This window comes from Pandoraea bronchicola (assembly GCF_902459805.1).
GTDB classification, from domain to species: domain Bacteria; phylum Pseudomonadota; class Gammaproteobacteria; order Burkholderiales; family Burkholderiaceae; genus Pandoraea; species Pandoraea bronchicola.
In genome coordinates, this window is sequence record NZ_CABPST010000001.1 from 498,644 (window position 1) to 522,951 (window position 24,308).

25 protein-coding genes and 1 pseudogene are annotated in these 24,308 nt (G+C 65.2%); 16 read left to right on the top strand and 10 right to left on the bottom strand.

The features are described 5' to 3' along the window. Positions 1–186: 186 nt before the first annotated feature. From PBR20603_RS02255 to PBR20603_RS02265, 3 genes are all read right to left on the bottom strand, one after another. The gene (locus PBR20603_RS02255; protein ID WP_150557908.1) at positions 187–1,227 is read right to left on the bottom strand and encodes a porin; all 1,041 of its coding nucleotides are present in this window, start codon (positions 1,225–1,227) and stop codon (positions 187–189) included. A 567-nt stretch (positions 1,228–1,794) separates the two neighbouring features. After that, positions 1,795–2,061 (bottom strand): hypothetical protein, encoded by a 267-nt coding sequence (locus tag PBR20603_RS02260; protein WP_150557909.1) that lies wholly within the window; start codon positions 2,059–2,061, stop codon positions 1,795–1,797. 289 nt (positions 2,062–2,350) lie between these two features. Then, a complete protein-coding gene (locus tag PBR20603_RS02265) occupies positions 2,351–2,866 on the bottom strand; it encodes a hypothetical protein (protein ID WP_150557910.1) in 516 nt (171 codons plus the stop codon). Positions 2,867–3,525: 659 nt separating this feature from the next. On the opposite strand from PBR20603_RS02265, the gene PBR20603_RS02270 reads away from it, so the two are divergent. The 4 genes from PBR20603_RS02270 to PBR20603_RS02285 all read left to right on the top strand — a co-directional run bounded on the left by PBR20603_RS02270 (position 3,526) and on the right by PBR20603_RS02285 (position 5,630). Then, complete coding sequence (locus tag PBR20603_RS02270) at positions 3,526–3,930, top strand: hypothetical protein (protein ID WP_150557911.1); 405 nt, start codon at positions 3,526–3,528, stop codon at positions 3,928–3,930. Further along, a complete protein-coding gene (locus tag PBR20603_RS02275; protein ID WP_150557912.1) occupies positions 3,927–4,331 on the top strand; it encodes a hypothetical protein in 405 nt (134 codons plus the stop codon). Before PBR20603_RS02270 ends, PBR20603_RS02275 begins: the two co-directional genes overlap by 4 nt. Positions 4,332–4,392: 61 nt before the next feature. Beyond that, a complete protein-coding gene (locus PBR20603_RS02280; protein WP_150557913.1) occupies positions 4,393–4,884 on the top strand; it encodes a hypothetical protein in 492 nt (163 codons plus the stop codon). A 227-nt stretch (positions 4,885–5,111) separates the two neighbouring features. Then, positions 5,112–5,630, top strand: coding sequence for a cupredoxin domain-containing protein (locus tag PBR20603_RS02285; protein WP_246174331.1), 519 nt, complete (start codon positions 5,112–5,114; stop codon positions 5,628–5,630). Positions 5,631–5,727: 97 nt separating this feature from the next. Here the strand turns inward: PBR20603_RS02285 and PBR20603_RS02290 are convergent, their stop codons facing one another. Both PBR20603_RS02290 and PBR20603_RS02295 read right to left on the bottom strand, forming a co-directional pair. After that, positions 5,728–6,309, bottom strand: coding sequence for an IMPACT family protein (locus PBR20603_RS02290; protein ID WP_150557914.1), 582 nt, complete (start codon positions 6,307–6,309; stop codon positions 5,728–5,730). A gap of 23 nt (positions 6,310–6,332) precedes the next feature. Next, positions 6,333–7,202: a PhzF family phenazine biosynthesis protein gene (locus PBR20603_RS02295; protein WP_150557915.1), complete on the bottom strand. Its 870-nt coding sequence runs from the start codon at positions 7,200–7,202 to the stop codon at positions 6,333–6,335. Positions 7,203–7,595: 393 nt separating this feature from the next. Here PBR20603_RS02295 and PBR20603_RS02300 point away from each other — a divergent pair, with 393 nt between their 5' ends. Continuing rightward, the gene (locus PBR20603_RS02300) at positions 7,596–8,315 is read left to right on the top strand and encodes a pirin family protein (RefSeq protein WP_150557916.1); all 720 of its coding nucleotides are present in this window, start codon (positions 7,596–7,598) and stop codon (positions 8,313–8,315) included. Positions 8,316–8,330: 15 nt separating this feature from the next. Here the strand turns inward: PBR20603_RS02300 and PBR20603_RS02305 are convergent, their stop codons facing one another. Both PBR20603_RS02305 and PBR20603_RS02310 read right to left on the bottom strand, forming a co-directional pair. Continuing rightward, complete coding sequence (locus tag PBR20603_RS02305; protein ID WP_150557917.1) at positions 8,331–8,816, bottom strand: 6-pyruvoyl trahydropterin synthase family protein; 486 nt, start codon at positions 8,814–8,816, stop codon at positions 8,331–8,333. After that, the gene (locus PBR20603_RS02310) at positions 8,813–10,063 is read right to left on the bottom strand and encodes a GTP-binding protein (RefSeq protein ID WP_150557918.1); all 1,251 of its coding nucleotides are present in this window, start codon (positions 10,061–10,063) and stop codon (positions 8,813–8,815) included. Before PBR20603_RS02310 ends, PBR20603_RS02305 begins: the two co-directional genes overlap by 4 nt. A 675-nt stretch (positions 10,064–10,738) precedes the next feature. On the opposite strand from PBR20603_RS02310, the gene PBR20603_RS02315 reads away from it, so the two are divergent. From PBR20603_RS02315 to alkB, 5 genes are all read left to right on the top strand, one after another. Further along, positions 10,739–11,149: a copper resistance CopC family protein gene (locus tag PBR20603_RS02315; protein WP_246174332.1), complete on the top strand. Its 411-nt coding sequence runs from the start codon at positions 10,739–10,741 to the stop codon at positions 11,147–11,149. Next, positions 11,149–12,138: a copper resistance D family protein gene (locus PBR20603_RS02320; RefSeq protein WP_150557919.1), complete on the top strand. Its 990-nt coding sequence runs from the start codon at positions 11,149–11,151 to the stop codon at positions 12,136–12,138. Before PBR20603_RS02315 ends, PBR20603_RS02320 begins: the two co-directional genes overlap by 1 nt. An 88-nt stretch (positions 12,139–12,226) precedes the next feature. After that, positions 12,227–13,417 (top strand): bifunctional DNA-binding transcriptional regulator/O6-methylguanine-DNA methyltransferase Ada, encoded by a 1,191-nt coding sequence (ada, locus tag PBR20603_RS02325; protein ID WP_246174333.1) that lies wholly within the window; start codon positions 12,227–12,229, stop codon positions 13,415–13,417. Beyond that, entirely contained in the window at positions 13,417–14,163 is a 747-nt protein-coding gene (locus PBR20603_RS02330; protein ID WP_150557920.1) for a 2OG-Fe(II) oxygenase, read from the top strand. The genes ada and PBR20603_RS02330 overlap by 1 nt, the downstream gene beginning before the upstream one ends. Further along, positions 14,160–14,819: a DNA oxidative demethylase AlkB gene (alkB, locus tag PBR20603_RS02335; protein WP_150557921.1), complete on the top strand. Its 660-nt coding sequence runs from the start codon at positions 14,160–14,162 to the stop codon at positions 14,817–14,819. The genes PBR20603_RS02330 and alkB overlap by 4 nt, the downstream gene beginning before the upstream one ends. Before the next feature lie 39 nt (positions 14,820–14,858). Here alkB and PBR20603_RS02340 read toward each other — a convergent pair whose 3' ends face one another. Further along, a complete protein-coding gene (locus tag PBR20603_RS02340) occupies positions 14,859–15,479 on the bottom strand; it encodes an NAD(P)-dependent oxidoreductase (RefSeq protein ID WP_150557922.1) in 621 nt (206 codons plus the stop codon). Between the two features lie 64 nt (positions 15,480–15,543). Further along, positions 15,544–16,266 (bottom strand): DsbA family protein, encoded by a 723-nt coding sequence (locus PBR20603_RS02345; protein ID WP_150557923.1) that lies wholly within the window; start codon positions 16,264–16,266, stop codon positions 15,544–15,546. Positions 16,267–16,392: 126 nt separating this feature from the next. Between PBR20603_RS02345 and PBR20603_RS02350 the strand changes: the two genes are divergently transcribed. Then, complete coding sequence (locus tag PBR20603_RS02350; RefSeq protein WP_150557924.1) at positions 16,393–17,322, top strand: LysR family transcriptional regulator; 930 nt, start codon at positions 16,393–16,395, stop codon at positions 17,320–17,322. 208 nt (positions 17,323–17,530) lie between these two features. Next, positions 17,531–19,249, top strand: coding sequence for an acid phosphatase (locus PBR20603_RS02355; RefSeq protein WP_150557925.1), 1,719 nt, complete (start codon positions 17,531–17,533; stop codon positions 19,247–19,249). 84 nt (positions 19,250–19,333) lie between these two features. Here PBR20603_RS02355 and PBR20603_RS02360 read toward each other — a convergent pair whose 3' ends face one another. After that, positions 19,334–19,789: a MarR family winged helix-turn-helix transcriptional regulator gene (locus PBR20603_RS02360; protein ID WP_150557926.1), complete on the bottom strand. Its 456-nt coding sequence runs from the start codon at positions 19,787–19,789 to the stop codon at positions 19,334–19,336. 192 nt (positions 19,790–19,981) lie between these two features. On the opposite strand from PBR20603_RS02360, the gene PBR20603_RS02365 reads away from it, so the two are divergent. From PBR20603_RS02365 to PBR20603_RS02380, 4 genes and pseudogenes are all read left to right on the top strand, one after another. After that, complete coding sequence (locus PBR20603_RS02365; RefSeq protein ID WP_150557927.1) at positions 19,982–21,667, top strand: FAD-dependent monooxygenase; 1,686 nt, start codon at positions 19,982–19,984, stop codon at positions 21,665–21,667. Positions 21,668–21,695: 28 nt separating this feature from the next. Beyond that, positions 21,696–21,908 carry a DUF2783 domain-containing protein gene (locus tag PBR20603_RS02370; RefSeq protein WP_150557928.1) on the top strand — a complete coding sequence of 71 codons (213 nt, stop codon included), beginning with the start codon at positions 21,696–21,698 and terminating at the stop codon, positions 21,906–21,908. 109 nt (positions 21,909–22,017) lie between these two features. Next, on the top strand, positions 22,018–23,424 hold the full coding sequence (locus PBR20603_RS02375) for an MFS transporter (protein ID WP_174977751.1): 1,407 nt from the start codon (positions 22,018–22,020) through the stop codon (positions 23,422–23,424). Between the two features lie 71 nt (positions 23,425–23,495). After that, positions 23,496–24,278: pseudogene (locus PBR20603_RS02380) on the top strand (NYN domain-containing protein); the annotation flags it as partial. Positions 24,279–24,308 lie beyond the last annotated feature (30 nt).

Genomic DNA, 24,308 nt, shown 5'->3' on the forward strand with positions numbered 1-24,308 from the left:
TAGCGTGGAGATGTCGAATCGGTGGCACATGGAACCGCTGTGCGAAACACACTGACGCAAGTGCGCGGCGTGTCGCGCCCATCGCTCACCGGTCAACGAACGAAGGGGGCAGACGCCTGCCAAACGGCGTCTGCCCCCTTCTGCGATCTTCCCGGCACGCGTCTTGTGTACGCGTGCGCCGGAATATCAGAACTTCATGCGAACGCCACCGCCGAAGGTGTCGCCGCCCGAAAGCGTACTGACCTTGTCGTTCATGTAGGCAGCGTAGATGTCGGTGCGCTTCGACAGGTTGTAGTCGTAGCCGAGCGCCCACGTCTTGCGGTTGACGTTGCTCGCGCCCGAACTCTTGGTGTACGCGTACGACGCGAGCACGCTGCCGTTACCCAGCGGCACAGACACGCCGAGCTGGCCGCCGTTCTCCGACACGCCCCCGCCGGTGATGTTGTTGCGAATGTACTGATACTGACCGAAGAGCTTCACGACCTGCAGGTCATACGTCGCGCCCAATTGCAGGGCCTGCTGGCTGCGGAAACCGGCCATGCCGGCGAGGTCGTCAGGCACGGCGTCGAACTTGACTTGCTGATAAGCCACGGTCGCAGCGAACGGGCCGTTGAAGTACAGCGCCGATGCGCTCCACTTGTTCTGGCCGGTTTCGCCCGCCTTGTTGCCGAAGGCGTACGACACGCTACCCGACAGCCCCTTGAAGTTCGGCGTCGTGTACATGACCGCGTTGCTCCAGCCGGAATCGCCCACGATGCCCTGACCGGCCTGGCCAATGAACGTGTGGAACACCATGGGGCTGAAGGTGTACGAGTCGACGAACGGGTTGAACAGAATCGTCGAGACGAAGTAGGACGTGGTGAGACGGCCGATCGTGACCGTGCCGGCGGTATCCGACGACAGACCGACATAGGCGTTGCGCGAGAACATCGAGTCGCCCTGGAAGCGGCCGTACTGACCGTTCTGCGGACGGAAGAAGTCCTCAAGCACGAACACAGCCTTCAGGCCGCCACCGAGATCTTCGTTACCCTTCATGCCCCAGTACGATGTCGACATGCCGCCGCCGCCCTGCGTCCAGGCACGATCGCCCCCCGGGTTCTTGACCGCGCCCATCCAGGCGTCGACCTGACCGTACAGCGTGACGTTCGATTGTGCGAATGCCGGTGCGCTCATGCACGCGCCCAACACGAGTGCCCCGCCAATGCCCTTGGCCATACTCCGCTTCATTGACTTCTCCTTGGTTTATGTATTTTGTGTGCCTGTTCCCGCCTTGTGCGAGACCTGCTGGCGCCTGCTGCAGAAGCGCCTCCCTGATAAACGGCCGTGATTCTCGCACAGCCCCGCCATGCACTGATAGGCCGGAGCCGCACGAAAAAAGCACCACACGAGGTGGCCGGGAAATGGTGGGGAGACAAAAATCGGCCGACCACCCGCGCCACTGTTAATCCCGGTATAACGAGATCGATATATCCCTTATATGAGCAGGTTAGCGATCACTCACATTCGCTGCGACATGCGGGATTAAACGGCACAGGTTAAGCGCGACCGGCGGACGTCTTTGAGCAAAGTCGGCCGTCTTCAATGTTGCACATGTGCAACATTCGGTGCATCCGGGAGGGGAGAGGGGAAAAAAAAGCGGAAATACGCCGGGCAACTCGCGGGGCGCTGTGACGCCATCAAGAAGGGATGGCGACGACACCGGGCGCCGTAATGGAATTGGAATCGGTTTCGGCTATGGCCTCGACGATGGCGATGGCGATGGCGATGGCGAACCTCAGCGTGCCGCGACGGCGGCTAGCGATGGCGACGGTTGCCTTCGCCGCCGCGCGGGCCACGCGGCTCGCCCTGTGGCGTGTACTGACGCTCGCGCGGTTCCGCCGGCGCCGCCCAGTTCGGATAGGCCGCCTGTCCACGGCCGCGATCGGCGTTGAAACGGCTGATGTCTTCCCGAAGCGATGCTTTGTTCACATCCAGCACGTCGCGCCCACGCCCACCCTCGGCCCAGGCGGGGTAGGCACACACAAGCAGCAACAGGAAACAGTAGCGAAGTCGGGCACGCATTTGGGTTCAGCCACGGCACCCGGCCCTGAGTGGGGCCGGTTGGCACGGGACGCATTCGGCACCTGCAGATTGCATGTGCGCCATACGCCTCAAGAGTGACTGTACCGGGTCAGCCGAACGAGCGTCGACCGAAAAAGTGTTAATGCCTGGCGTGGTCTGCAACCGTTTGTAACGGCGGCAACACGGCCACCGAAGAAGTGCGCCAACGCCTTATCCGGCGGGGCTTCGCGGCCGTCCCACCCTGCCGACGTCGAGACGGTATTCAACGTCGGCGAATGCAACACTCGACTTACTTTTCGACTTGTTTCTCGACGGACAGCGAGATCTCGCGCAAACGCTCGCCGCGCGGCATCACCAGATCCTGCGCCGTGACGGTGAAGTTGACCGGACGCGCGTACTTCTTGCTCGCGCTCTGCCATTCGGCGGGCAGACCGGCCGTGTTTGTCGTCGTCGTGCGCAGCGTGGTCACGCCCCGGGTGCAGCGAGAGACCTGCGTGGCAAAAACTTGCGCCTGACTGCGCAAATCCATCGGCGTGATCTTCTGGTAATCCCAGATGCACTCGTAGGTCGGCGCCAGGCCCGTTGCGCGGAACACCTTGCAGTCGCCGCCGGGTACCGAGTAAGTGGCCTGATAGCTTTCGCCACGCTCGTTCTTGGCCGCGAGCGGGCCGGTGATATCTTCAAAACCGCTCTGCGCGCTCTTCGCCAGCATCAGGATGCCCTCACACTGGTCGGCGGCGAAGGCCGTCTGCGCTGCGCAAAGGCAAGCCAGCAGGGCCCATCGTTGTCGTGAATTCGTTGCCATTGTTGGAATGTTCTAACTGGATGCGGTGGCGCGCAACGTGGTTGCCATGCAGGACTGCGCCACTTGCGAAATCGGCTATGAATGGTGCCATTAGAACGCAAAGTCGGCGCGGATGAAACCACGGTCACAGGGGAAATCGCGCGCCAATTCGAGTGCGTGTACGCCGGATAGTTCGCGCGCGACATGCGCTCATCCAAAAGGACGATTCGCGAGCGTCGCAAGCGACCTATACTCAACTCGCAGTGAAACTGCATGGGCACGGCCGGGAACCGATGGTGGTTCAGTGCATGACGGCCATACCCCCAAGTGCCAAGTCTTCTTGGCCCTTACCATGCCGCGCCGGTACACGCGGCTGGCGATGCCCCGATGGGGCCTCAACCGGCGGCTTAGCCCGCCGGTTTCCATTTGTGTGCGTCCCTCTGCCCCTCTGCCGCTCTGCCCATCGTCAGTCAGCCCCGAGCCACACCTCATACCGACGGATTAAGCGAAAGTGCGGATTTCGCGCGCAGCATCGCTCTGCAACTATCAAGACACAAGATCAACATTCGCCGGGCACTCACTTTCGGGAAGTCAACGGAGTGTTTGTGGATACGTGGACGTCATCAGCGGTGCATTGCTTGCAATGCGCTCGCGTCGTTGTGCGTTACGCGGGGTGAACGATGGGACACCTCACCCTTCCTGGCGGTCTGCGCCCCGATATGCCGGACGCCGGCACGGCGCACGACATGTGGCGCCTGATGCAGCACGTTCGCGGCCACGGCGGCACGGTCTCTCATGTGCTCGGCGCCGTTGGCAAGTTCCGGTTTCGTCATGCGCACTGGCCGCGACACCTCTATCTCTATCCCGAGACACTCGCCGCGCTCGTTCAGGACCTCACCCCGCTGGGCTTCTACCGATGCCAGCAACGGCTCGACATCGCTGCCGATCTCGAGCGCGATCTGTTCTGTGTCGACGACAGCGGCAACGTGTCGATCTACCGTATTCACGCAGCGTCCGATTGCGCTAGCATCATGGCGGCGGCGGTGTGGCTTGACCTGTCATCGATAGCCGGAGAAAGGCCATGAGCCGACTCGCGATCGTTCTGGATGGTTTGATGGTGCTCTATCTCGCCGCCGCAACGGTGGTCGGCGTGCAATCGAGTGCTGCGGACGGACACGAGTTGCTCGCCAGCGTGCTCGGCGTGTTGCTCGCCCTGTGCGTGCTGGCGCTGCTTGCCGCCCCGTTCTATGTCTCGCTGGTGGTGCTCGTCGCGCAATCCGAACGGCATCTTCGGCTGGCCGCGTGGCTGCACCGGGGAATGCTGGCACTGATGATCGGGCTGACACTCATCTCGCTTCTCGCCAGCGACACTATCGAAGTCTCTGCGCCGCTGTTCGTGCTGGTCGCTGTGGTGTGTGTCGTCAATCTCATCGCACTCTCCCGCTGGCGCGCACACTTCGACGCGTTTCATCTGTTCGAGCATTGAAGTGCGCAGCACCTTCGCGTCGATTTGCGAGCGGCGCGCGGGCGATGCTAGACTGCGCGGCATGAATCGCTGGCGCAAACTTCTCGTGTTGTGGCTGTTGTGCGTGACGTTGCCGTTGCAGGCCGTGGCCGCACTGCGCACGCATTGCGCGCCGGGAAGCACCGCATCGGCATCGGCGTCGGCAATGCGGGCCGCGCGCGACAATCACGCCACGGCCATGTTGGCCATACATCAGACGATGATGACGTCCGGGCACGGCGAAGCCATGCCCGGCATGCATCACCATGACGATGCCGCAGCCGACGACGTGACGCCACATCCGATGGCGCTTCAGAACACATCGCCGGACCCCGCATCGTCAGGTCATGCGCACGGCCATCACACCCGTTGCCCGGCATGCACCGCCTGCGTCGTCTGCACGGCGCTCCCGCCAAGTGTCGTCATCCACCTGCCGGACGCGCAGCCGTCCACCGCCATCCCCTTTCTGCGCACGTCGGCCAGCAGCGCCGTCGTTGCCGTGCCCGAGCGCCCTCCGAAAGCCCGCGTCGCCTGACGGTCCCGCATCGGACCCACGGGCGACGGCTGCATCTGCGGATGCCAAGCCAGCCCCGGCCGATAGCCCACCGTCTCGGTTCCCCGTCGAACCGACTTCCCGCCCTGTTTCTTGACCGGCCCGCGTTCGCCGGCCAGTCGTGCCGCGAGTCCGTGGCAGGGCAGCACTTCAGCGTTACCCTCTACCCACCGTCAGCCCGCCGACGCGGGCAAAACCGGAGTCAAATCATGATTCGCTCACGCGTGCCTGCGCGCTTCCCCCATGCCCTGTGCGTTCCTTTCGTTCTCGGCGCCGCCTCGCTGTTGTTCGCCGCCCCCGCGCTTGCCGACGAGCCGCACGCCATGCACATGCAGCACAGTCACGGCGGTGCGGCAACCGCCATCGGCGAACCGGGCAACGAGGCGCAGGCCACCCGCACGGTAGACGTCGATATGCGCGACACCATGCGTTTCTCGCCAGCCACACTCACGGTGCGTCGCGGCGACACAGTGCGCTTCGTCGTCACCAACAACGGCAAGATCCGTCATGAAATGACGCTGGGCACGGCGGCATCGCTCGCAGAGCACGCCAAGATGATGCAGCAGATGCCCGGCATGTCTCACGCCGAACCCAATGCCGTGACAGTGGAGCCCGGTGAGCGCAAGACGCTCGTGTGGCATTTCACCCAGCCGGGGACAGTGGAATTCGCCTGCCTCGAACCGGGACACTTCGAAGCTGGCATGCGCGGCGTCGTCAACGTGCGCTAAGCGCCGAGCCAAGGCGGTGCGGCGGGCGCTTTGGAAACGCGTCGGCCCCACCGGCATCCCGCGCGAGTCCGGTGTGACTGCCGGCGTTCATAGCCGATCAGTCGCACCGCGCCAGCGCGCCGCTGAGCGCTTGCGTTGCGTCGGCCTCGAACGCCGCCACGTCACGCGCCTTCAGCCGCAATCTGAGCGTGACCGCGTCGTCGTAAGCGGCGTCGAGCACCTCGGCGGCATGACGCTCTGCCAGCCGGCGCAGTGTCGCCTCGTGAGCAAAGGCGCATCGGTAACGCGGCTCGGTGGTGGGCTCGACAGCAGTGAGCGTCGCGAGCTTCAGCGCTTCGCTCACCGCCTGTCCGTAGGCCCGGGTCAGCCCGCCCGCGCCGAGCTTGATGCCCCCGTAGTACCGCACGACAACCGCCAACACGTTCGCCAACCCCTTGTGCATGAGCACGTTGTACATGGGCTTGGCCGCCGTGCCACCGGGCTCGCCATCGTCGTCGAAACCCGACGCCCCTTCGCACAACAACACCCAGCAATAATGCGTGGCGTTGGGATAACGCACGCGCAACGCGTCGAGCTCGCGCATCGCGGCCTCTCGCGAGGCCACGGGCATGACGATGCCGATGAACCGGCTCTTCTTGATGTCCAGCTCGGTCTCGACCTGTGTTGCCAATGCGTACATACGGCGCTCGTCCCTCGCGCGCCTTACAGGCGCACCTCGCCGCGCGCGAGTTCGATGACATTGCCGCCCACGCGAATCTCCCGATTTGCCGTGACTTCAAGCGTCAGGCGGCACGGACGCTCGATGGCGTCACCCTGCGTCACGCGTGCGCGCACCGGCAGCGGGTAGCCCTGCCCGATCAGCCAGCCGCCAAGATTGGCGCAAGCCGATCCGGTGCCCGGATCCTCGCTCACACCGCCGCCCTGCGTCGTGAAGAAGTAGCGCGCCGTGACTTGCAACTCGCCGCCCTTCTCGCCATCGATGGAAAACACGTAGCCCGTCTTGCGCTCGAGGCTCGAGAGCGGCCAGCGTTCCAGGCGTGCGCTGTCGGGTTGTGCCCGTGCGACAGCGTCGGCGTCGCGCAGCGGGATCAGCAGTTGATCGGCACCGGTGTCGACCCATTGCGGCGATTGCGCGAGATCGTCTCGGCTCAATCGCACCAGCGCGGCGATGTCCGCATCGGCCTCGCTCGCCTTCTCGATCTTCGGCTCGCCCGACGACGGCGCCGTCAACGTCCAGTGGTCACCGTCGGCCTTGACCGGCACGAGGCCCGCGGCGAATTGCAACATCACGTCGTCGCCCAGCGCACGCATGGCCCGCAGCACGTGAGCCGTGCCCAGCGTCGGGTGCCCGGCGAAACGCATCTCGTAGCCCGGCGTGAAGATGCGCACATGCGCGTCGGCCGTCTCCGAGGGAAGAATGAACGTCGTCTCCGACAGATTGAACTGCCGTGCCAGCAATCGCATTTCGTCGTCGCTCAGGCCGCGCCCGTCTTCGAACACGCACAGCGGATTGCCACCGAAGGTGGTTTCAGCGAACACATTGACGATACGAAATGCATAGGTGCGGCTCATGACAAATCTCCAGTTGGGGGTGCGGCAGAAGACGGTACGGCCCTCGAGCCGCTTGAGCAGGAGGCGCCGATAACCGCCGGTCGGCCAGCCGTGCTGCGTTGGCCGGCCGACCGGCCTTGCGAAAGAAGGATCGTAGTCTCGCACATCGGGCGGCGGTACGCGCGCCAATGCGGGCGCTTTCGGCCCTTTCGGCCTTTTGCACCCCGCACCGTAAGACTCATCCGTCTCGTCACCGGAAAGCAGGCAATATTCGCCGCCCCCTATTGTCACAATTCAGATGACAATTATTCACAGACCAGACAGATTGTAGTTCTCCGTCAGGACTCTAAAATGACATTCATCGAGGCCAACCAAGCCTCTTAACGAATCGATGAAGACACACAGGAGCCCATCATGCTGGACATCAGAAAAGCTGCAGACCGAGGCGTTGCCGATCACGGCTGGCTGAGCTCACGCCACACGTTCTCGTTCGCGAATTATTACGATCCGAAGCAAGTCGGTTTCTCCGATTTGCTGGTGATCAACGACGACCGCGTGGCCCCGGCACAGGGCTTCGGCAAGCACCCGCACCGCGACATGGAGATCTTCTCGTACGTGCTTGAAGGCGCGCTCGAACACAAGGACACCATGGGCACGGGTTCGGTGATCGAGCCGGGCGACGTGCAGTTGATGAGCGCCGGGCGCGGCGTGGCACACAGCGAGTTCAATCACTCGCCCACCTCGCCGGTGCACTTCCTGCAAATCTGGATCGTGCCGAATCAGACGGGCATTGCGCCGGAGTATCAGCAACAGCATTTCACGCCGGAAGAGAAGCGCGGCCGTCTGCGCATGATCATTTCGCCGGACGGCAGCGACAACTCGCTGCACATCCATCAGGATGCGCGGGTGTATGCCGGTCTGTTCGACGGCGATGAGTCGGCCACACTGACGCTCGCACCGAACCGCTACGCCTACGTGCATGTCGCACGCGGCAGCGTGAGCGTGAATGGCGTGGCGCTGGGTGAAGGCGATGGCGTGCGCGTGCGCGACGAAACCGCGCTCACGCTCTCGAACGGCACCGGCGCCGAAGTCCTGGTGTTCGACCTGCGTCCGGTGGAAACGCCCGACTTCTAAGGCGAGGCGGGTGAGTCAGGCGTCGCGCGTGGTGAGCGAACAGGCATCGCCACGCGCGTCGCGACTGACCGTCACCCGCGATAACCCGGTGAGATGTGGCGCCAGCGCACGCCAGATGAACGCGCAAAGATTTTCCAGCGTGGCCGGCCCAAGACCGGCAACGTCGTCGAGCAGACGATGATCGAGCCGCTCGCTGACGCGGACCAGCTCGGCGTCCAAGCAGGCAAGGTCGAGCACCATACCGCTCTCGCCTTGCGGGTGGCCCGTCACTTCGACCGTGGCACGGTAGCTATGACCATGGATGCGGCGGCTCGCGTCGATACCCGGCGGATCGATATCGCGCCGGGTCAGTGTGTGCGCGGCTTCGAACACGAAGCTGCGCGACAGCGTGAACTGCGCGCGCGTTTGCGCGACGGCAAGACTTTGGTTACTGCGTTGCGCCGTGCGCTTGAGCGGGCGCTCGCGCACGCTTCGCGGCTTGCCCGATTCCGCGCCGCTCATGCGCTCTCGCTTTCCATTTCCAGTGGCAGCGCGTGCTCGGCGTCGCGCCACGCACTGTCGCCCAGCGACAGTTCGACCACGCTCAGACGGCATGCGTCGAACGCCTTCTCGATCGCGTCGCGATCCATGTCGCGTCCGATGAAGACGACTTCGTTGATGCGGTCGCCCCAGGGTGCTTCCCAGTTCGCCTCGATGGCCACGCGCTGCGGGTCGCCTTCCGGCGGCCACTGATCCGCATCGGTGGCCGCCCACCAATGCCCCACGGGCTCGAGCGTCGCGGTGTTGCCTGCGCGCGAGTAGGCGAGCGCCCACGCCGGACGATTCGCGGCCCAGACATAGCCCTTGGCGCGGATGAGGCCATCGAACGGCATCGACATGAACGAGGCAAAGCGCGCCGGATGCAGCGGTTCGCGCTGGCGCAGCACGAAGCTCGTCACGCCGTACGTGTCGGCCTCGGAGTCGTGCTCGCCCGCAAGCGCCTGCGCCCAGCCGGCCATCTGCTCCGCGCGCTCCGGATCGAAAAGCCCCGTGCCCAGCACCTCGGTCAGCGGCACCTGCCCGCGCTCGCCCAGCACGATGCGGGCCGACGGATTGAGACCGGTGATCAGCGCCTTGACGGCATCAAGACGCGCCGCGTCGACACAATCCACCTTGCTCACCACCACCACGTCTGCGAACTCGATCTGCTCGGTCAGCAGTTCGGCAAGCCGCCGCTCGTCTTCCTCCCCCGCCACCTCGCCGCGCTGCGCGAGCGTGTCGAGGCTGTGGAAGTCCTCGAGTACATGCAACGCGTCGACGACCGTCACCATCGTGTCCAGACGGGCAATATCGGCGAGCGACTGACCGGCCTCGTCGCGAAACTCGAACGTCGCAGCCACCGGCATCGGCTCGGCAATGCCGGTCGACTCGATCAGCAGGTAGTCGAAGCGGCCATCCTGCGCAAGTTCGCGCACGGCGATGAGCAAGTCCTCTCGCAGCGTGCAGCAGATGCAACCGTTGCTCATTTCCACGAGACGCTCTTCCGTGCGCGACAGCGCTGCGCCCGCGTTGGCCGCACCGCGTTCCACGAAGGAGGCGTCGATGTTCACCTCGCTCATGTCGTTCACGAGCACGGCCACACGCAGGCCGTCGCGATTGCGCAGCACGTGATTGAGCAGCGTGGTTTTGCCCGCGCCGAGAAAGCCGGAAAGCACGGTGACGGGCAGACGGCGATCGGTGCCGCCGGAGTTCGCGAGAGGGAGCGTCATAACGGTAAAGTCCTGTGTTCTTTGGGGCGGGCAAAGGCGCGCTCAGCGTACGCGATCCCCCGAAGGATGCGCGCCGACGTCACCCTGCCCGGGATGTCCTGCCGCACCCGCCGCCTGGGATGGCCGGCACGGCAATTCGCGATGCCGTTGGCGCGTGCCGCCGGGGGACCGGCACGGCATCACGCGAGACGGGCGCGTCGGCGCGCATTCGTGGCGATGCCAGCCGTTCACCGGACACCGCATGGCGCAAGACCCGCGAGAACGACGTGGCAGCGCCCGCACTTCGCACCGGCTTCACCGCTCATTTCACCGCTCATCGCCGCGCGATCCGTAGCCGAGTTAATGCAACCGAATTAATGCAACCGAATTAATGCAACCGAGTTGCAATATGTCGCGATGATACGGTGGATGTCATTATTTTGCAACTCAGTTGCAAATTCCCGGCATGCTGCACGACGGCTGGCGCGGCACATTGCCGCGTGACGTGCCTGGCCGGAACCGCCGGGCGGCTGCACCGGTCTGCAAGGTCTGCGATACTGCGCGAGCGGCGCAGGTCGCGTATCTGTGCGGGCCAGACCGGCCGTGCTGGCACCGAGTGCGGATGCCGTGCGCAAGCCACCAGTTCGCCCGCAAACGCCGCTTTCCTGACACTTCCGTCTTTTCGCCGAACTCGATATGCGTACTTCCAAGATCGCTACCAACGCCCCTCGTGCCACCGCTATGCTGCGTCGCGCGACGCGGGGACTCACGCTTGCGGCAGTCCTCGGTCTGGCCGGGCTCTCTCAGGGGGTGTGGGCACATGCGCACGCCGTGTCGAGCGAGCCTGCCGCGCAGGCCACCGTCGAAGCGCCGAAGGCGGTGCGCGTCACGTTCGACTCGGCGCTCGAAGGCGCCCTCTCGAAGTTGAGCGTCGTCGACGCCCAGGGCAAGCCGGTCACGCAGGCGAAGCCCGAACTCGACGCCACGCGCAAGACACTCACACTGTCGCTTCCCGTACTGCCTGCCGGCACCTACCAGGCGAACTGGATCGCCGTGGCGAGCGACGGCCATCGCACGCAAGGCAACTTCAAGTTCACCGTGAAGTGATGCCGGGCGATCTGGCCGCCGGCACGTGGCAACCCGCCACGGCTGGGTTGCTGAATCTCGCGCTGGCGCTCGCCCTGGGCGTGTTGCTGCTGCGCAGCCCGCACGCCGTGCGGCGCGGGCTCACCTTGCGCGTGCTGCCCGCCTTTGCCGCCGGGCTCGCCGGGCTCGCGTGGATCGCGTATGTGCTCGCAAGTACCGAGGCGATGACGGGCGGTGACTGGGAGAGCACGTCCGCCATGCTCGGCGATGTGTGGCTGGTGCTCACGCAGTCCCATTTCGGCCGGATGCAGTGGGTCGCCGGGTTCGGCGTCGCGCTGCTGTGTGCGGGCGCCTGGGCCTGGTATGACGCACGCCGCCGCCTGCGCGCGGTGCTGCCCGTTGCCGACGATCCTCGCGATCGGCATCATCGACGCGAGCATCGTCAGGAACGTTACGCGCGCACGGTCTACGCGGCCGGCGCCGTGGTGCTCGCGTTAGCCCGCGCGGGGACGGGGCACGCGGCAGATGCCTCCATGCCGTGGCTCGCCATCGGCGTGCATACGCTGCATGTCGGCGCCGCCGCCTCATGGACCGGCGCGTTGGTCGTGGCCGGATGCGTGATCCCGGGTTGGCGTCACTGGCCGGTCGGCGCGCGTGCGGCCTACGGCGAACGGCTTTCGTCGGTCGCCACGCTGGCGATGTTCGTCGCGCTGGTGACGGGAGCGTTCAACGCCTGGCGCACGCTCGGCGAGACGCCCTCGCAGTGGTTCACCGATCAGAACACGCCGTATCTGGCATGGCTTGTCACGAAGCTCGTGCTCGTCGCCTGTGCTGCCTTGCTCGGTGCGTGGAATCGCTGGCATTTTCTGCCGCGTCTTGCACTCGATACGGGTGAGGCGCCGCTCGATACGACAGCCTTCGCGCGCGTCGTCGCCATCGAGGCACTCGTGCTGGTGATGGTGATGAGTCTGGCGGCCAAGCTGGGCACCACGATGCCCCCGGGCGTCTGATCGAATTCGATAGCAAGAAACGGAGCGCAGCATCACGACCGGCTCCCTACACTGAAGGCAATACTTCAGTCATCGGGAGAACACCGTGATGCCTACCAACCTAATGACCGCCAAACGTCCGCCTCGCCCCGGCACCGCATCCCCTGACCCGCGCGACGCGCAGGCTCGGGCGGCGCAGGCGCCGGCCGTGTCGCGCTATGCGACCGACGACGCCAGGTGGGCCGCCGTCGTCGCGCGCGACAAGCAGGCGGACGGCGAATTCTTCTACTCCGTGCGCACGACCGGCGTGTATTGCCGTCCGTCATGCGGCGCACGGCTCGCGCGGCGCGAGAACGTTGCGTTCCATCAGGACATGGCAATGGCCGAGCGCGCGGGCTTTCGTCCGTGCAAGCGATGCAAGCCGGATCAGGGCGCGCTCGACGCGCGTCACGCGGCACTGGTGACCGCCGCGTGCCGGCACATCGAGACGGCCGAGACCCCGCCGCGTCTGGAAACCCTCGCCGCCGAAGCCGGTTTGAGCCCGCACTATTTCCACCGGCTCTTTCGCGCAGTGACGGGCGTGACGCCACGCGCCTATGCAAACGCGCGTCGCGCCGAGCGGGTTCGCGACGCCTTGCCCGCCGCCGGGAGCGTCACATCGGCCTTCTATGACGCCGGGTTCAACTCCAACGGTCGCTTCTACGCGAACGCCGACGCGCTGCTCGGCATGAAGCCGGCGGCGTTCCGCTCGGGGGGCAAGGCCGAATCGATCCGCTTCGCCGTGGCGCAATGCTCGCTCGGTGCCCTACTGGTTGCCGCCACCTCGCGCGGACTGTGCGATATCTCGCTGGGCGATGACCCCGAAGCACTCGTGAAGGACTTACAGGACCGCTTCCCGAAAGCCGAGCTGGTCGGCGCCGACAGCGAGTTCGAACGCTGGGTCGCACAGGTCGTGGGGTTTGTGGAGTCGCCCCGCATCGGTCTGTCGTTGCCGCTCGACGTGCGTGGCACGGCATTCCAGCAACGTGTCTGGCAGGCACTGCGGGAAGTCCCCGCAGGGGAGACAGCCAGTTACGCGCAGATTGCCGAGCGCATCGGCTCGCCTCGCGCGGTACGCGCCGTGGCACAAGCCTGTGCATCGAACAAACTCGCCGTGGCGATTCCCTGCCACCGGATCGTGCGCAACGATGGCGCGCTGTCGGGCTATCGCTGGGGCGTCGAACGCAAACGCGCGCTGCTCGCTCAAGAGCGCGGCGAAGGCGGCGAAGGCAGTGAGGGCCTGGACAAGGGGGCGCCGTGATGGCCCACCCGTCGCACATCCGGTCCCTCCAGTCCATCGATTGGAACGCACTGGAAGACGAACTCAATCGCTTCGGTGCAGCTCGCATTCCCCATCTGCTGAACGCCAACGAATGCGACGATCTCTGCACGATGTACGGCCAGACGAGCGGACGAATGAGCGTCACGCCAACGTCACCCCGCTTTCGCAGCCGTGTCGTGATGGCGCGTCACGGTTTCGGACAAGGGGAATATCAATACTTCGCCTACCCGCTGCCACCGCTCGTCGCCGAACTGCGCGAAGCGTTCTACGCGCCGCTGCGTGAGATCGCGCACCACTGGCACGCGGCAATGGGCATCGATGCGCGCTATCCGCCCACGCACAGCGCCTACCTCGCGCAATGCCACGACGCCGGTCAGCGCCGCCCCACGCCGTTACTGCTGCGCTACGCGGCAGGCGACTACAATTGTCTGCATCAAGATCTCTATGGGGAACACGTCTTCCCGTTGCAGGTGGCTATTCTGCTGTCGCAACCCGGTGAGGATTTCACGGGCGGCGAATTCGTTCTCACGGAGCAGCGGCCGCGCATGCAGTCGCGTGCCGAAGTGGTGCCGCTCACGCGCGGCGATGCCGTCGTGTTCGCCGTGCATCACCGTCCGGTGAACGGCACGCGCGGTGTGTATCGCGTGAACATGCGACACGGGGTGAGCCGTGTGCGCAGCGGCCACCGGCATACGCTCGGCGTGATCCTGCACGACGCCACATGACACTCGACCTCTTCGGCAGCGCTCACCACGACGTCCGCCACGACAGCCCGCAAGCCGACGAACTCGGTCCGGGAGCCTTGGTCTTGCGGGGATTCGCGCAGTCGCAACTGGCGGACTTGCAGGCCGATATCGACGCGGTGATTGCCCAGGCACCGCTGCGTCACTGGCTGACGCCGGGCGGCAAGCGCATGTCGGTCGCCATGACGAATTGCGGTGAAGTGGGATGGATCAGTGACCGGCAGGGGTATCGCTACGGCACGCACGATCCGCTCTCGAAACGACCGTGGCCGGCGATGCCGGTGTCGTTCCTCTCGCTCGCGCGTCATGCCGCCGAGACGGCCGGCTATCGCGACTTCACGCCCGACGCCTGTCTCATCAACCGCTATGCCCTCGATGCCCGGCTCACGCTGCATCAGGATCGTGACGAACGCGAGCTGGGCGCGCCCATCGTATCGGTCTCGCTCGGACTGCCCGCCACCTTCCTGTGGGGCGGCCTCCAGCGCAGTGACCGCACGCGCCGCGTGCGTTTGGCGCCCGGCGACGTGGTCGTGTGGGGCGGGCCGTCGCGACTCGTCTATCACGGCATTGCGAGCGTCGAAGGCAGCTTCGACGCTCAGGCCGTGCGCTACAACCTCACGTTCCGGCAGGCGCGCTGATCGTTCGCGCGAACGTTACACGCCGCCGTCATACAACGCTCAATAGCCGACCGTGAATCGGGCACGCGGGTGCTGGTTCTTCTCGAGTTCGTCGACCAGCGCGATGGCGTAGTCTTCCATCGAAATCCAGCTCTTGCCGTTCGCGTCGGCGAGCAGACCGTCGCCACCGAGACGGAACTTGCCCGTGCGCTCGCCCGGCTCGAACAGCGCCGACGGCGACAGGAACGTCCAGTTCAGCGGCGAATCCTTCGGCTCGGCACGCAGCACTTGCAGAAACACGCGACCGGCACTGGCTTCCGGCTTGTACGCTTGCGGAAATTCCGGCGTGTCGATGAGTGCCTTGCCCGGCGCGATCTCCAGACTGCCCGCGCCACCGACCACCAGCAGACGCGGCACGTTCGCGCGCTTCACCGCATCGATGAGCTTGGTGGCGTCTACGGTAGCGAAACGACCGGCGCTGATCACGGCATCGTGACCCGCGAGCAGCGGCGCGAGAGATGCCGGGTCCGCAGCGTCACCCTTGACGACGGTGAGACCCGCCTCGGCTTCGACACGCTCCGGGTTCCGGGCGATACCCGTAACGGTGTGACCACGTTGCAGCAACTCGGTGGCAACGCGCGTACCCACGCGGCCGGTAATACCAATCAAGGCGACTTTCATCAGGAATCTCCTGGGGGTGAGGGGGAATTCGGGGTTGAAGGGTTCGGGGTGGAACGGTTCGGGCTCAGAGGGCGCAACCGTCGGGACCGCATTGCGGCAACGCACCGGCATTGGCATTGGCATTGGCAGAGACTGTCGTCTGCGCCGCCTGAAGGCGCTCGCGCAATGCATCGCGCCACGCATCGGGTTGCCCCAGATAGCGCCCCGGTTCGAGCCGTTCGATCTGAGCACCGGTCTCCAGCGCGAAGGTCGGGAAGCCGCTGCCGCCCACGCGGGTGAGCCACGCGCGGCTGTCGCGGAAATGCTGCATGAGTGCCGCTGCATCCTGCGCGTCGAAGGCGTGGGCGAATGCGTCCCGATCGAGGCCGAGATCTGCCGCGATACTCACGAGCACGTCGCGATCGGCGATGCGCTTGCCATCGACGTAATGGGCGCGCTGCAACGCGGCGAACATATCGAGGCCACGCCCGGCCAACACTTCGGCGGCCAGTACGGCGGCCGTGGGCGGTGCGGAATCGAAGACCGCGGTGCCGTCGCGCAGCAGCCCGTCGAAATAGGCGTCGCCAAACGGCTGACCGGTCAGCGACGCAATGCGGTGGTCGTGCGGCATGACGTAATTGCGAAGCTGCGGCGTGACGGGTTGCGCGTTCGGGCCGGCCATCATGCCGCCACCGTGAAACACCACGTCGAGACCGGCCACGTCGCGTGCCGCACGCACGAGCGGTGCGGCGGCGTAGCACCAACCACACAGCGGGTCGGCGATGTAATGCAGGGTTGCCTGAGTCATTTCGTTCTGTCCTGTGTCGTGCCGTGCCGTCGGTCGACGGCGTCTCATGCATGCCATCGTAGTCGCGCCAATCGCTCAAAAAAAGCCCATAATGACGATCACTTTGTTGCACAGATCGAGCAAATCATGGACCGTCTGACGGCAATGCGTGTCTTTACCGAAGTGGCCGAACGCGGCTCGCTCACGGCAGCGGCGCAGCGGCTGGACATGTCGCGCGCGATGGTCTCGCGGTATCTGGCCGAACTCGAAGCGTGGCTCGGCACACGGCTGCTACACCGGACCACCCGTGCGGTGAGCCTCACCGACGCCGGTAACGACGCGCTGCCGCGGTGCCGCGAAATGCTCGGGATCGCCGACGATCTGGCGTGTGCCTCGCACGCCGACAGTGCGCCGCGCGGCCTGCTGCGCGTGGCGTGCAGCACGTCGCTCGGGCAGGCGTTTCTGGCCGCCGCCGTCACACGTTTCATCGTGCGGCATCCCGGTGTGGCCATCGATCTCGTGGTGGCGGACCGCACCGTCGATCTGGTGGACGAGCGTATCGACCTGGCGATTCGCGTGACCACCGAACCCTCGCCCGGCCTCATTGCGCGACGCCTCGCCACATGCCACTCGGTGGTCTGCGCTGCGCCGTCGTATCTCCAGCGTCATGGCACACCCGAGCGCGCCGAAGACCTCGCGCTGCACAACTGTCTGACGTACACCTACTTCGGCAAGAGTCTCTGGCAATTCACGCATCACGGCACGCCGCTCGGTGTGCCCGTCGGCGGCAATCTGTCGGCCAATGAAGTCAACGTAGTCTTTGCCGCCACGCTGGCAGGCGCGGGCATCTCCATGCAGCCCGTCTATTCGGCGCTGCCGCATCTGCGCGACGGCACCCTGCGTGCCCTGCTGCCCGACTATGTGCCGCGCGAGATGACCGTCTACGGTGTGTACATGTCCCGCAAACAGATGCCGAGCGCCTTGCGCGCGCTGCTCGACGATCTGGTCGAACAGTTCCGCACCGGACTGTTCGAGGACACGGGCTACGCCGCACGGCAGGCCACACCATCGCCCTGAAGCGCACCGCCGCGTTTCGTTTGTCGTGACGCCGTGACGGCGTCACCGAATTGTCACAATCCCCGCGTAAAAACGTCGTCTGCCTCGCCCGCCCGGGCAAGCCGGCGCCGCCACGCTCATGCGTCGACGTCAGCGTCTGCCGACCGGTTGCGGATACTCGCGCGCGCATAGCCGAACGCCACTGCCCGCTACGTCAATCAAGGACACCATGACGAACGACGCCACGCCCCAACCTCACGATCCCGCGCTGGATGCCGACCTCTCCCAGGACGACAATCCGTCTGACCCGTCACGTCGCCGTCTGCTTCAGGGACTGGCTGCCATCGGCGCCGCCAGCGCGGCAGGCGCTACCTCCGCACTGACCGGCTGCGCCGCCGAAGGCGGTGCCGGTGCCCCGACAGCGGTGGCCGCAGGCGGCACGTTCGACGCCCAGCTCAAGGCCAACATCAAGACGGTGGTCGTGATCTATCTCGAGAACCGCAGCTTCAACAATCTGTTCGCCGATTTCCCCGGCGTGGAAAAGCCGCTCTCGAAAGTATCCGCGTCGGACTACACGCAGCTCGATCGCGACGGCAAGACGCCGATGCCGATGCTGCCGCCGTTCTTCGACGGTCTCGTGCCACGCGCGCAGACCATGGGCGGCAAGAAGTACCACATCACCGAGAAGGACATCGCCCGGCAGCCGAACGCGCCGTTCATGCTCAAGGACACCGAAGGCAAGCTGCTGCCCGAATCGATCATCACCCGCGATCTGTGGCACCTGTTCTGGCAGAACCAGATGCAGATCAACGACGGCAAGAGCAACCAGTTCGCCGCGTGGGCCGACTCGGGCGGCCTGGTGATGGGCTACTACGGCGAGACCGCCAAGACGCTCGACATGTACAAGATCGCGCAGCAGTACACGATGTGCGACAACTTCTTCATGGCGGCATTCGGCGGCTCGTTCCTGAATCACCAGTTCCTGATCACGGGCCGTCCGCCAGTGTATCCGAACGCGGCGCAAAGCCCCGCGAAGGACAAGATCGCCGTGCTGGCCGATGGGCCGCAGGGCGTGCGTCTCGCCGTGGCCCCGGACTCGCCCGCATCGGCCGCCGACGGCAAGCCGAAATTCGTGCGCGACGGTGCGATCACGCCCGACAACTTCGCGGTGAACACGATGATGCCGGCTTATCAGCCGTCACCGATCAAGCCGGCGGCGTCGGGCGACAAGCGCCTGGCCGATCCATCGAATCCCGCCACGCTGCCGCCGCAAACCTACGCCACCATCGGCGATCTGCTCTCGACGAAAGGCGTGTCGTGGGCCTGGTATGCGGGCGCGTGGCAGTCGGCGCTCGATCACAAGGGCGGCGCGGACAAGCCGAATTTCCAGTACCACCATCAGCCGTTCAACTACTTCGCACAGTTCGCGCCGGGCACCGCCGCCCGTGAAGCACATTTGCGTGACGGCGGCCAGGGCGACAGCCCGATCTCGAACAAATTCATCGCCGACGCGATTGCGGGCAAGCTGCCAGCCGTCACGTTCTACAAGCCGCAGGGCAACCTGAATCAGCACGCGGGTTACTCGGATGTGGAGTCCGGTGACCAGCACGTGGCGAACGTGCTCGCGCACCTGATGAAGTCGCCGCAGTGGCAAAACATGATGGTCGTGATTACGTACGACGAAAACGGTGGCTGGTGGGATCACGTTGCCCCGCCGAAGGGGGATCGCTGGGGGCCGGGCTCGCGCGTTCCGGCGCTCGTGGTCTCGCCGTTCGCCAAACGCGGCAACGTCGATCACACGTTCTACGACACGACTTCCATCCTGCGCTTCGTGACGCGTCTGTACGATCTGCCGGTGCTCGAAGGCATCGCCCATCGCAACGCGGCCTTCGCCGCGCGCGGTGCGATGCCGCCGGGCGATCTGACCAAGACGCTGTCGTTCGCGTGAGCTGAGGTCGGCTTGGGTTGAAAGGGAAAAGGGCACCTGCGGGTGCCCTTTCCTTTTGCTGCCGTGCAACGCCCGGGGTTTCCGTCACTCGAGATCGTCGAGTTCGTCGGAGCGCAGCAACAATTTGTCGAGCAGACGCTCGTACACGCGAATCTCGTCGTCTGTCAGCGCGTCGAACAACCGCTCGTAGTGCGCGCGCGCTGCGTCGATCACCACGCGCCACACGCGCTCGCCTTCCGGCGTGAGCGACACCTTCACCGCGCGGCCATCGTGCTCGTCCGGCCCGCGACGCACCAGCCCGCGTGAGACCAGACCGTCTGCCCCGCGACTCGCCTGGCTCTTGTCGAGATTCGCACGGCGCGCCAGCTCCGAGTTCGACAGCGCCCCCGCCGTGCCCACGGCGGCAAGCACACGCGACTCGGCCAGACTTAGTTGCGCCGCATCTGCGTACGACTGCGCAATGCGCTTGTCGTGCTGCTTCATCAGACGGTGCATCTTGTACGTCAGGAACTGGTCGAGCGATTTGTGGGCTGGCCGCATTTCAGTGTTTTCCCCTAGGCGAAATGGGTCGATATTTGGTTGCTAACGCAACAATAGCACACTAGAATTGTTGCGTTAGCAACCAAATGCTCGGTGACGTCTTTCGTCATTCGCGTGGTGTGCATACGCCGTCTCCGCCGCTGACACGAGACGTGTTGCCCATGCGCCGAGCGGCTTATAGGGTGCCGCATCATGCATCGACCAGAGACGACCCCGCGCGCGTCGCTTTATCACGCGTACCACGTTTATCCCCACTTTTCGCCGCAGGGCGACGCGCAGGAGGTCCCCGTCACCGTCGTCGGCGGCGGCCCCATCGGTATGGTCACGGCGCTCGCACTGGCGCGCCACGGTGTGCGCTGCGTCGTGCTGCAAGCCGAGCAACAAGTCTCGGAAGGCAGCCGCGCCATCGTCTTCACGCGTCGCTCGCAGGAAATTCTGCAAGCCGTGGGCGTCGCCGACGCCGTCGTCGCCAAGGGCCTGCCGTGGACCAGCGGCAATTCGTACTATCGCGGCCAGCGCGTGTTCCGCATGGAATCGCCGGTGGACGAAGACGACCGCTTCGCGCCGCTGATCAACTTGCAGCAGAACGTGCTCGAGAGCTATCTGGTGGACGCCATCGCGCGTGAGCCGCTCGTCGAGATGCGTTGGGGCAACAAACTCGTTGGACTCGCTCAGGATGCACACGGCGTCGCCCTGCAAATCGACACGCCGGACGGCGAATACATGCAGCGCACGCAGTGGCTCGTCGCCGCCGACGGTGCGCGCTCGACGGTGCGCACCGCGCTGGGCCTGCGCTTCGAAGGCGCGAGCTACGAGGGTCGCTTTGTCATCGCCGACATTCGCATCGATCTCGATTTGCCGACCGAGCGGCTCGCGTACTTCGCCCCTGACTGGAATCCCGGCAACACCGTACTCATGCACCGCGAGCCCGACGGCATCTGGCGCGTGGACTATCAGTTGCCGGCCTCGGAAACCTCCGAAGATGCGCTGCAACCCGAGACGATTCGCAAGCGCATCAATGCGCAGCTCGACATGATGGGACTGGGCGGCAAGCCGTGGGAACTCGACTGGTGCTCGGTGTATTCTGCGCGTGCGCTCACCCTGCCCGACTACGTGCACGGCCGCGTGCTCTTCGCCGGCGACGCCGCGCATCTGCTGCCGATTTTCGGTGTGCGCGGTGCCAACACCGGTTTTCAGGACGCCATCGATCTGTCGTGGAAACTCGCCGCCGTCGCGAAAGGCGCGGCGCCCGCGCGACTCCTCGCGTCGTACACCCACGACCGCGTGGGCGCGGCACGCGAGATCATTGCGGAAGCCGGCAAGAGCACGCGCTTCATGACGCCGCCTTCGCATGGCTTTCGCGTATTGCGCGACGCCGTGCTGGGTCTCTCGCTTGAGCACGAATTCGTTCGGCCGCTGTTTCACTGGCGCACCTCGCGGGCGCATGACTATCGCGACTCGCCGCTGAACAGCACCAACGACGACAACGCGCAAATGACGGCCGGCCCGACGGTCGGTGCGCCGGCACCGAACGTGAAGCTCGGCGACAACGACTATCTCTACGACTATCTTGGCGCCGCATTCCATCTGGTGACGTTTGGCGACGCGCCGCTCGACGAGCGCTTGCGTCGTGAAATCGCGACATCGCGCGAAAACGGTGTGCCGGTGAAGGTGATCGCGTTTTCTCCGTCGCAAAGCAGTATCGCGGGCGCGGACATCACGCTGCCCGATCCGGCGGGACATGCCGCAGCGAAATACGGTGCCGCCAATGGCGCGGCGTATCTCGTGCGCCCCGATCACCACATCTGCGCGCGTTGGCAGCGAATCGACGCCACGCGACTTGCCGACGCACTCGCACAGGCGACGGCTCGCGCGTAAGCCGTCGCGTCACTCAAGGAAGCCCACCATGACCACCCCGCAAACCGCCATCGCCGGACTCGAGGAGATTTACGACACCCTCGCACTGGCTATCGACGCTGCGCCGCAAGACGGACGTGAGTTGCTCCTCGCGAAGGTCGCCCTGCTGCTGGCCCATGAGATTCGCGATCCGCAGCGAGTGATCGATCTCATCGGGCGCGCAGCGAGCAGCGCGCAGAACGCCGCCGCCCAGGCGCACTGACAGACCGTTCGTTATCGCACCCTTTGGTGTCCGCCCTTGAAGGCGGGCCCGTTCTCATTACACCGCCATACTCAAACCAAGGCGGGGAGCGTTGGAGAAGACACCCATCATGAGTCGCATCACGCCTGCCGCCGGCCTCGCTGACGGCATTTCCGCATCGGCATCTCCGGCCGCCGCCTTCGACGGCACGCCCACGCAACAGGCTGCACCGAACGACGCCATGGAGCGCGCCGTCGTGCGCAAGGTTTCCCGCCGCTTGCTCGGCTTCCTGTTCCTGCTGTTCCTGTTCTCGTTTCTCGATCGCATCAACGTCGGCTTTGCCGCGCTCACGATGAGCCAGGATCTCGGGCTCACGAGCACGATGTTCGGCATGGCCTCGACCGTGTTCTATCTGACGTATGTGCTGTGCGGTGTGCCGAGCAATCTGATGCTCGTGAAGTTCGGCGCACGCCGCTGGATCGGCGCGATTCTGATCGCTTGGGGGCTCGCCTCGAGCGCCACCATGTTCGCGCACGACGCCACGAGCCTCTATCTCATTCGCGCCATCGTCGGCATCACGGAAGCGGGCTTCCTGCCCGGCATGCTGCTTTACATGGGCGACTGGTTCCCGTCAGCCGCTCGCGCCCGTGCCAACGCCTGGTTCATGATCGCGATGCCGGTGACGTCAGCCCTCGGCGCTGCCGCCTCGGGATACCTGCTGCGCCTGGACGGCGTCGCCGGACTCGCGGGCTGGCAATGGCTGTTCGTGCTGGAAGGCTGGCCCACCGTGTTGCTTGGCATCGTCACATGGTGGTATCTCGACGACAAGCCTGCCGATGCGCGCTGGTTGAGCGCCGCCGAGAAGCAGACACTCGACACGATGATCGCCCGCGATCGTGCCGCCGCCATGGCGCAGCAGACAGGCTCGGCACCGGACACAGACAACCGCGCGTGGCGTGCGGTCCTGACACCGAGTGTGGCGAAGTTTGCGCTCGGGTACTTCTGCCTCGTCAACACGCTCTCGCTGGCCTCGTTGTGGATTCCGCAGATCGTGAAGAGCTTCGGCACGACGAGCAGCAATGTGGCCATCGGCCTGCTCGCCGCCATCCCCTCCGTTTGCACGATCGCCGGCATGATCTGGTGGGGACGCCGATCCGACCGTTTGCAGGAGCGCCGCTGGCATCTGGTGCTGCCAATGCTCTTCTCCGCGGCCGGTTGGGTCGTCACGTGTTTCGCACCCGACCCGTCGCTACGGCTCGCTGGCGTGGCCATGGCCTCGACCGGCGCCTACACCGCGATGGCGATTTTCTGGACGGTGCCCGATCGCAGTCTTGCGCCACACACGCGCGCACTTGGACTGGCGGTCATCAACGCCGTGGGCAACCTGGGCTCGGCGCTGAGTCCGATTGTCGTGGGGGTGCTCAAGGACTGGACACACTCGTTCACCTCGGGCCTGATGTTCGCGGCGGCAAGCCTGCTCGTCGGCATCGCGGTGTTGTGGTTCGCGCCGTTGGAGCAACGTCGCGTCGCGCACTGATCAGGATCAAGGCATGGCGGGCACGGTTCCGGGCCATAATGCGGAACGTCTTCGCGATCAAGGAACCCGCTATGCCTGTGACAACACCCGAGTCCACTCAGGGCCCCACGCTTGTCGTGCTCATCGATGCCGATAACGCCGCACCCGCTATCGTCGAAGGCCTGCTCACCGAGGTGGCCAAGTACGGCGTGGCGAGTGTGAAGCGCATCTACGGCGACTGGACGAAGCCGAATCTCGACGGCTGGAAGAAGTGCCTGCTCGAATACTCGATCCAGCCCATCCAGCAATTCCGGTACACCGTCGGCAAGAACGCCACCGACAGCGCCATGATCATCGACGCGATGGATCTGCTCTACACGGGACGATTCGATGGCTTCTGCCTTGTCTCCAGCGACAGCGATTTCACGCGCCTCGCCTCGCGCATCCGCGAGCAGGGTCTGATCGTGTACGGCTTCGGTGAGCGCAAGACGCCGCAGCCGTTCGTCACCGCTTGCGACAAGTTTATCTACACCGAATTGCTGCGCCAGGACGACGAACCCGACGGCGATGAAGAAGCCCCCGCACCGCGCAAGCGTCGCAGTGCCTCGGAGCTCAAGCGCGATACGCGTCTCGTGCGGCTGCTGCGCAATGCCGTGAACGGCGTGTCGGACGAAGACGGCTGGGCCAGCCTGGGCCCCATCGGCAGTCACATCGCCAAGCAAGCACCTGACTTCGACTCGCGCAATTACGGTTTCGGCAAGTTGAGCGACCTCGTGACGACCATCGGACTATTCGACGTCGAACAGCGTGCGGGCAGCGGTGGCAACAAGGGACTCTGGGTGCGGATCAAGCCCAAGCGCGGGGCACCGAAGCGCGGCGAATGAGCGCGCCCGAAACTTTTTTCG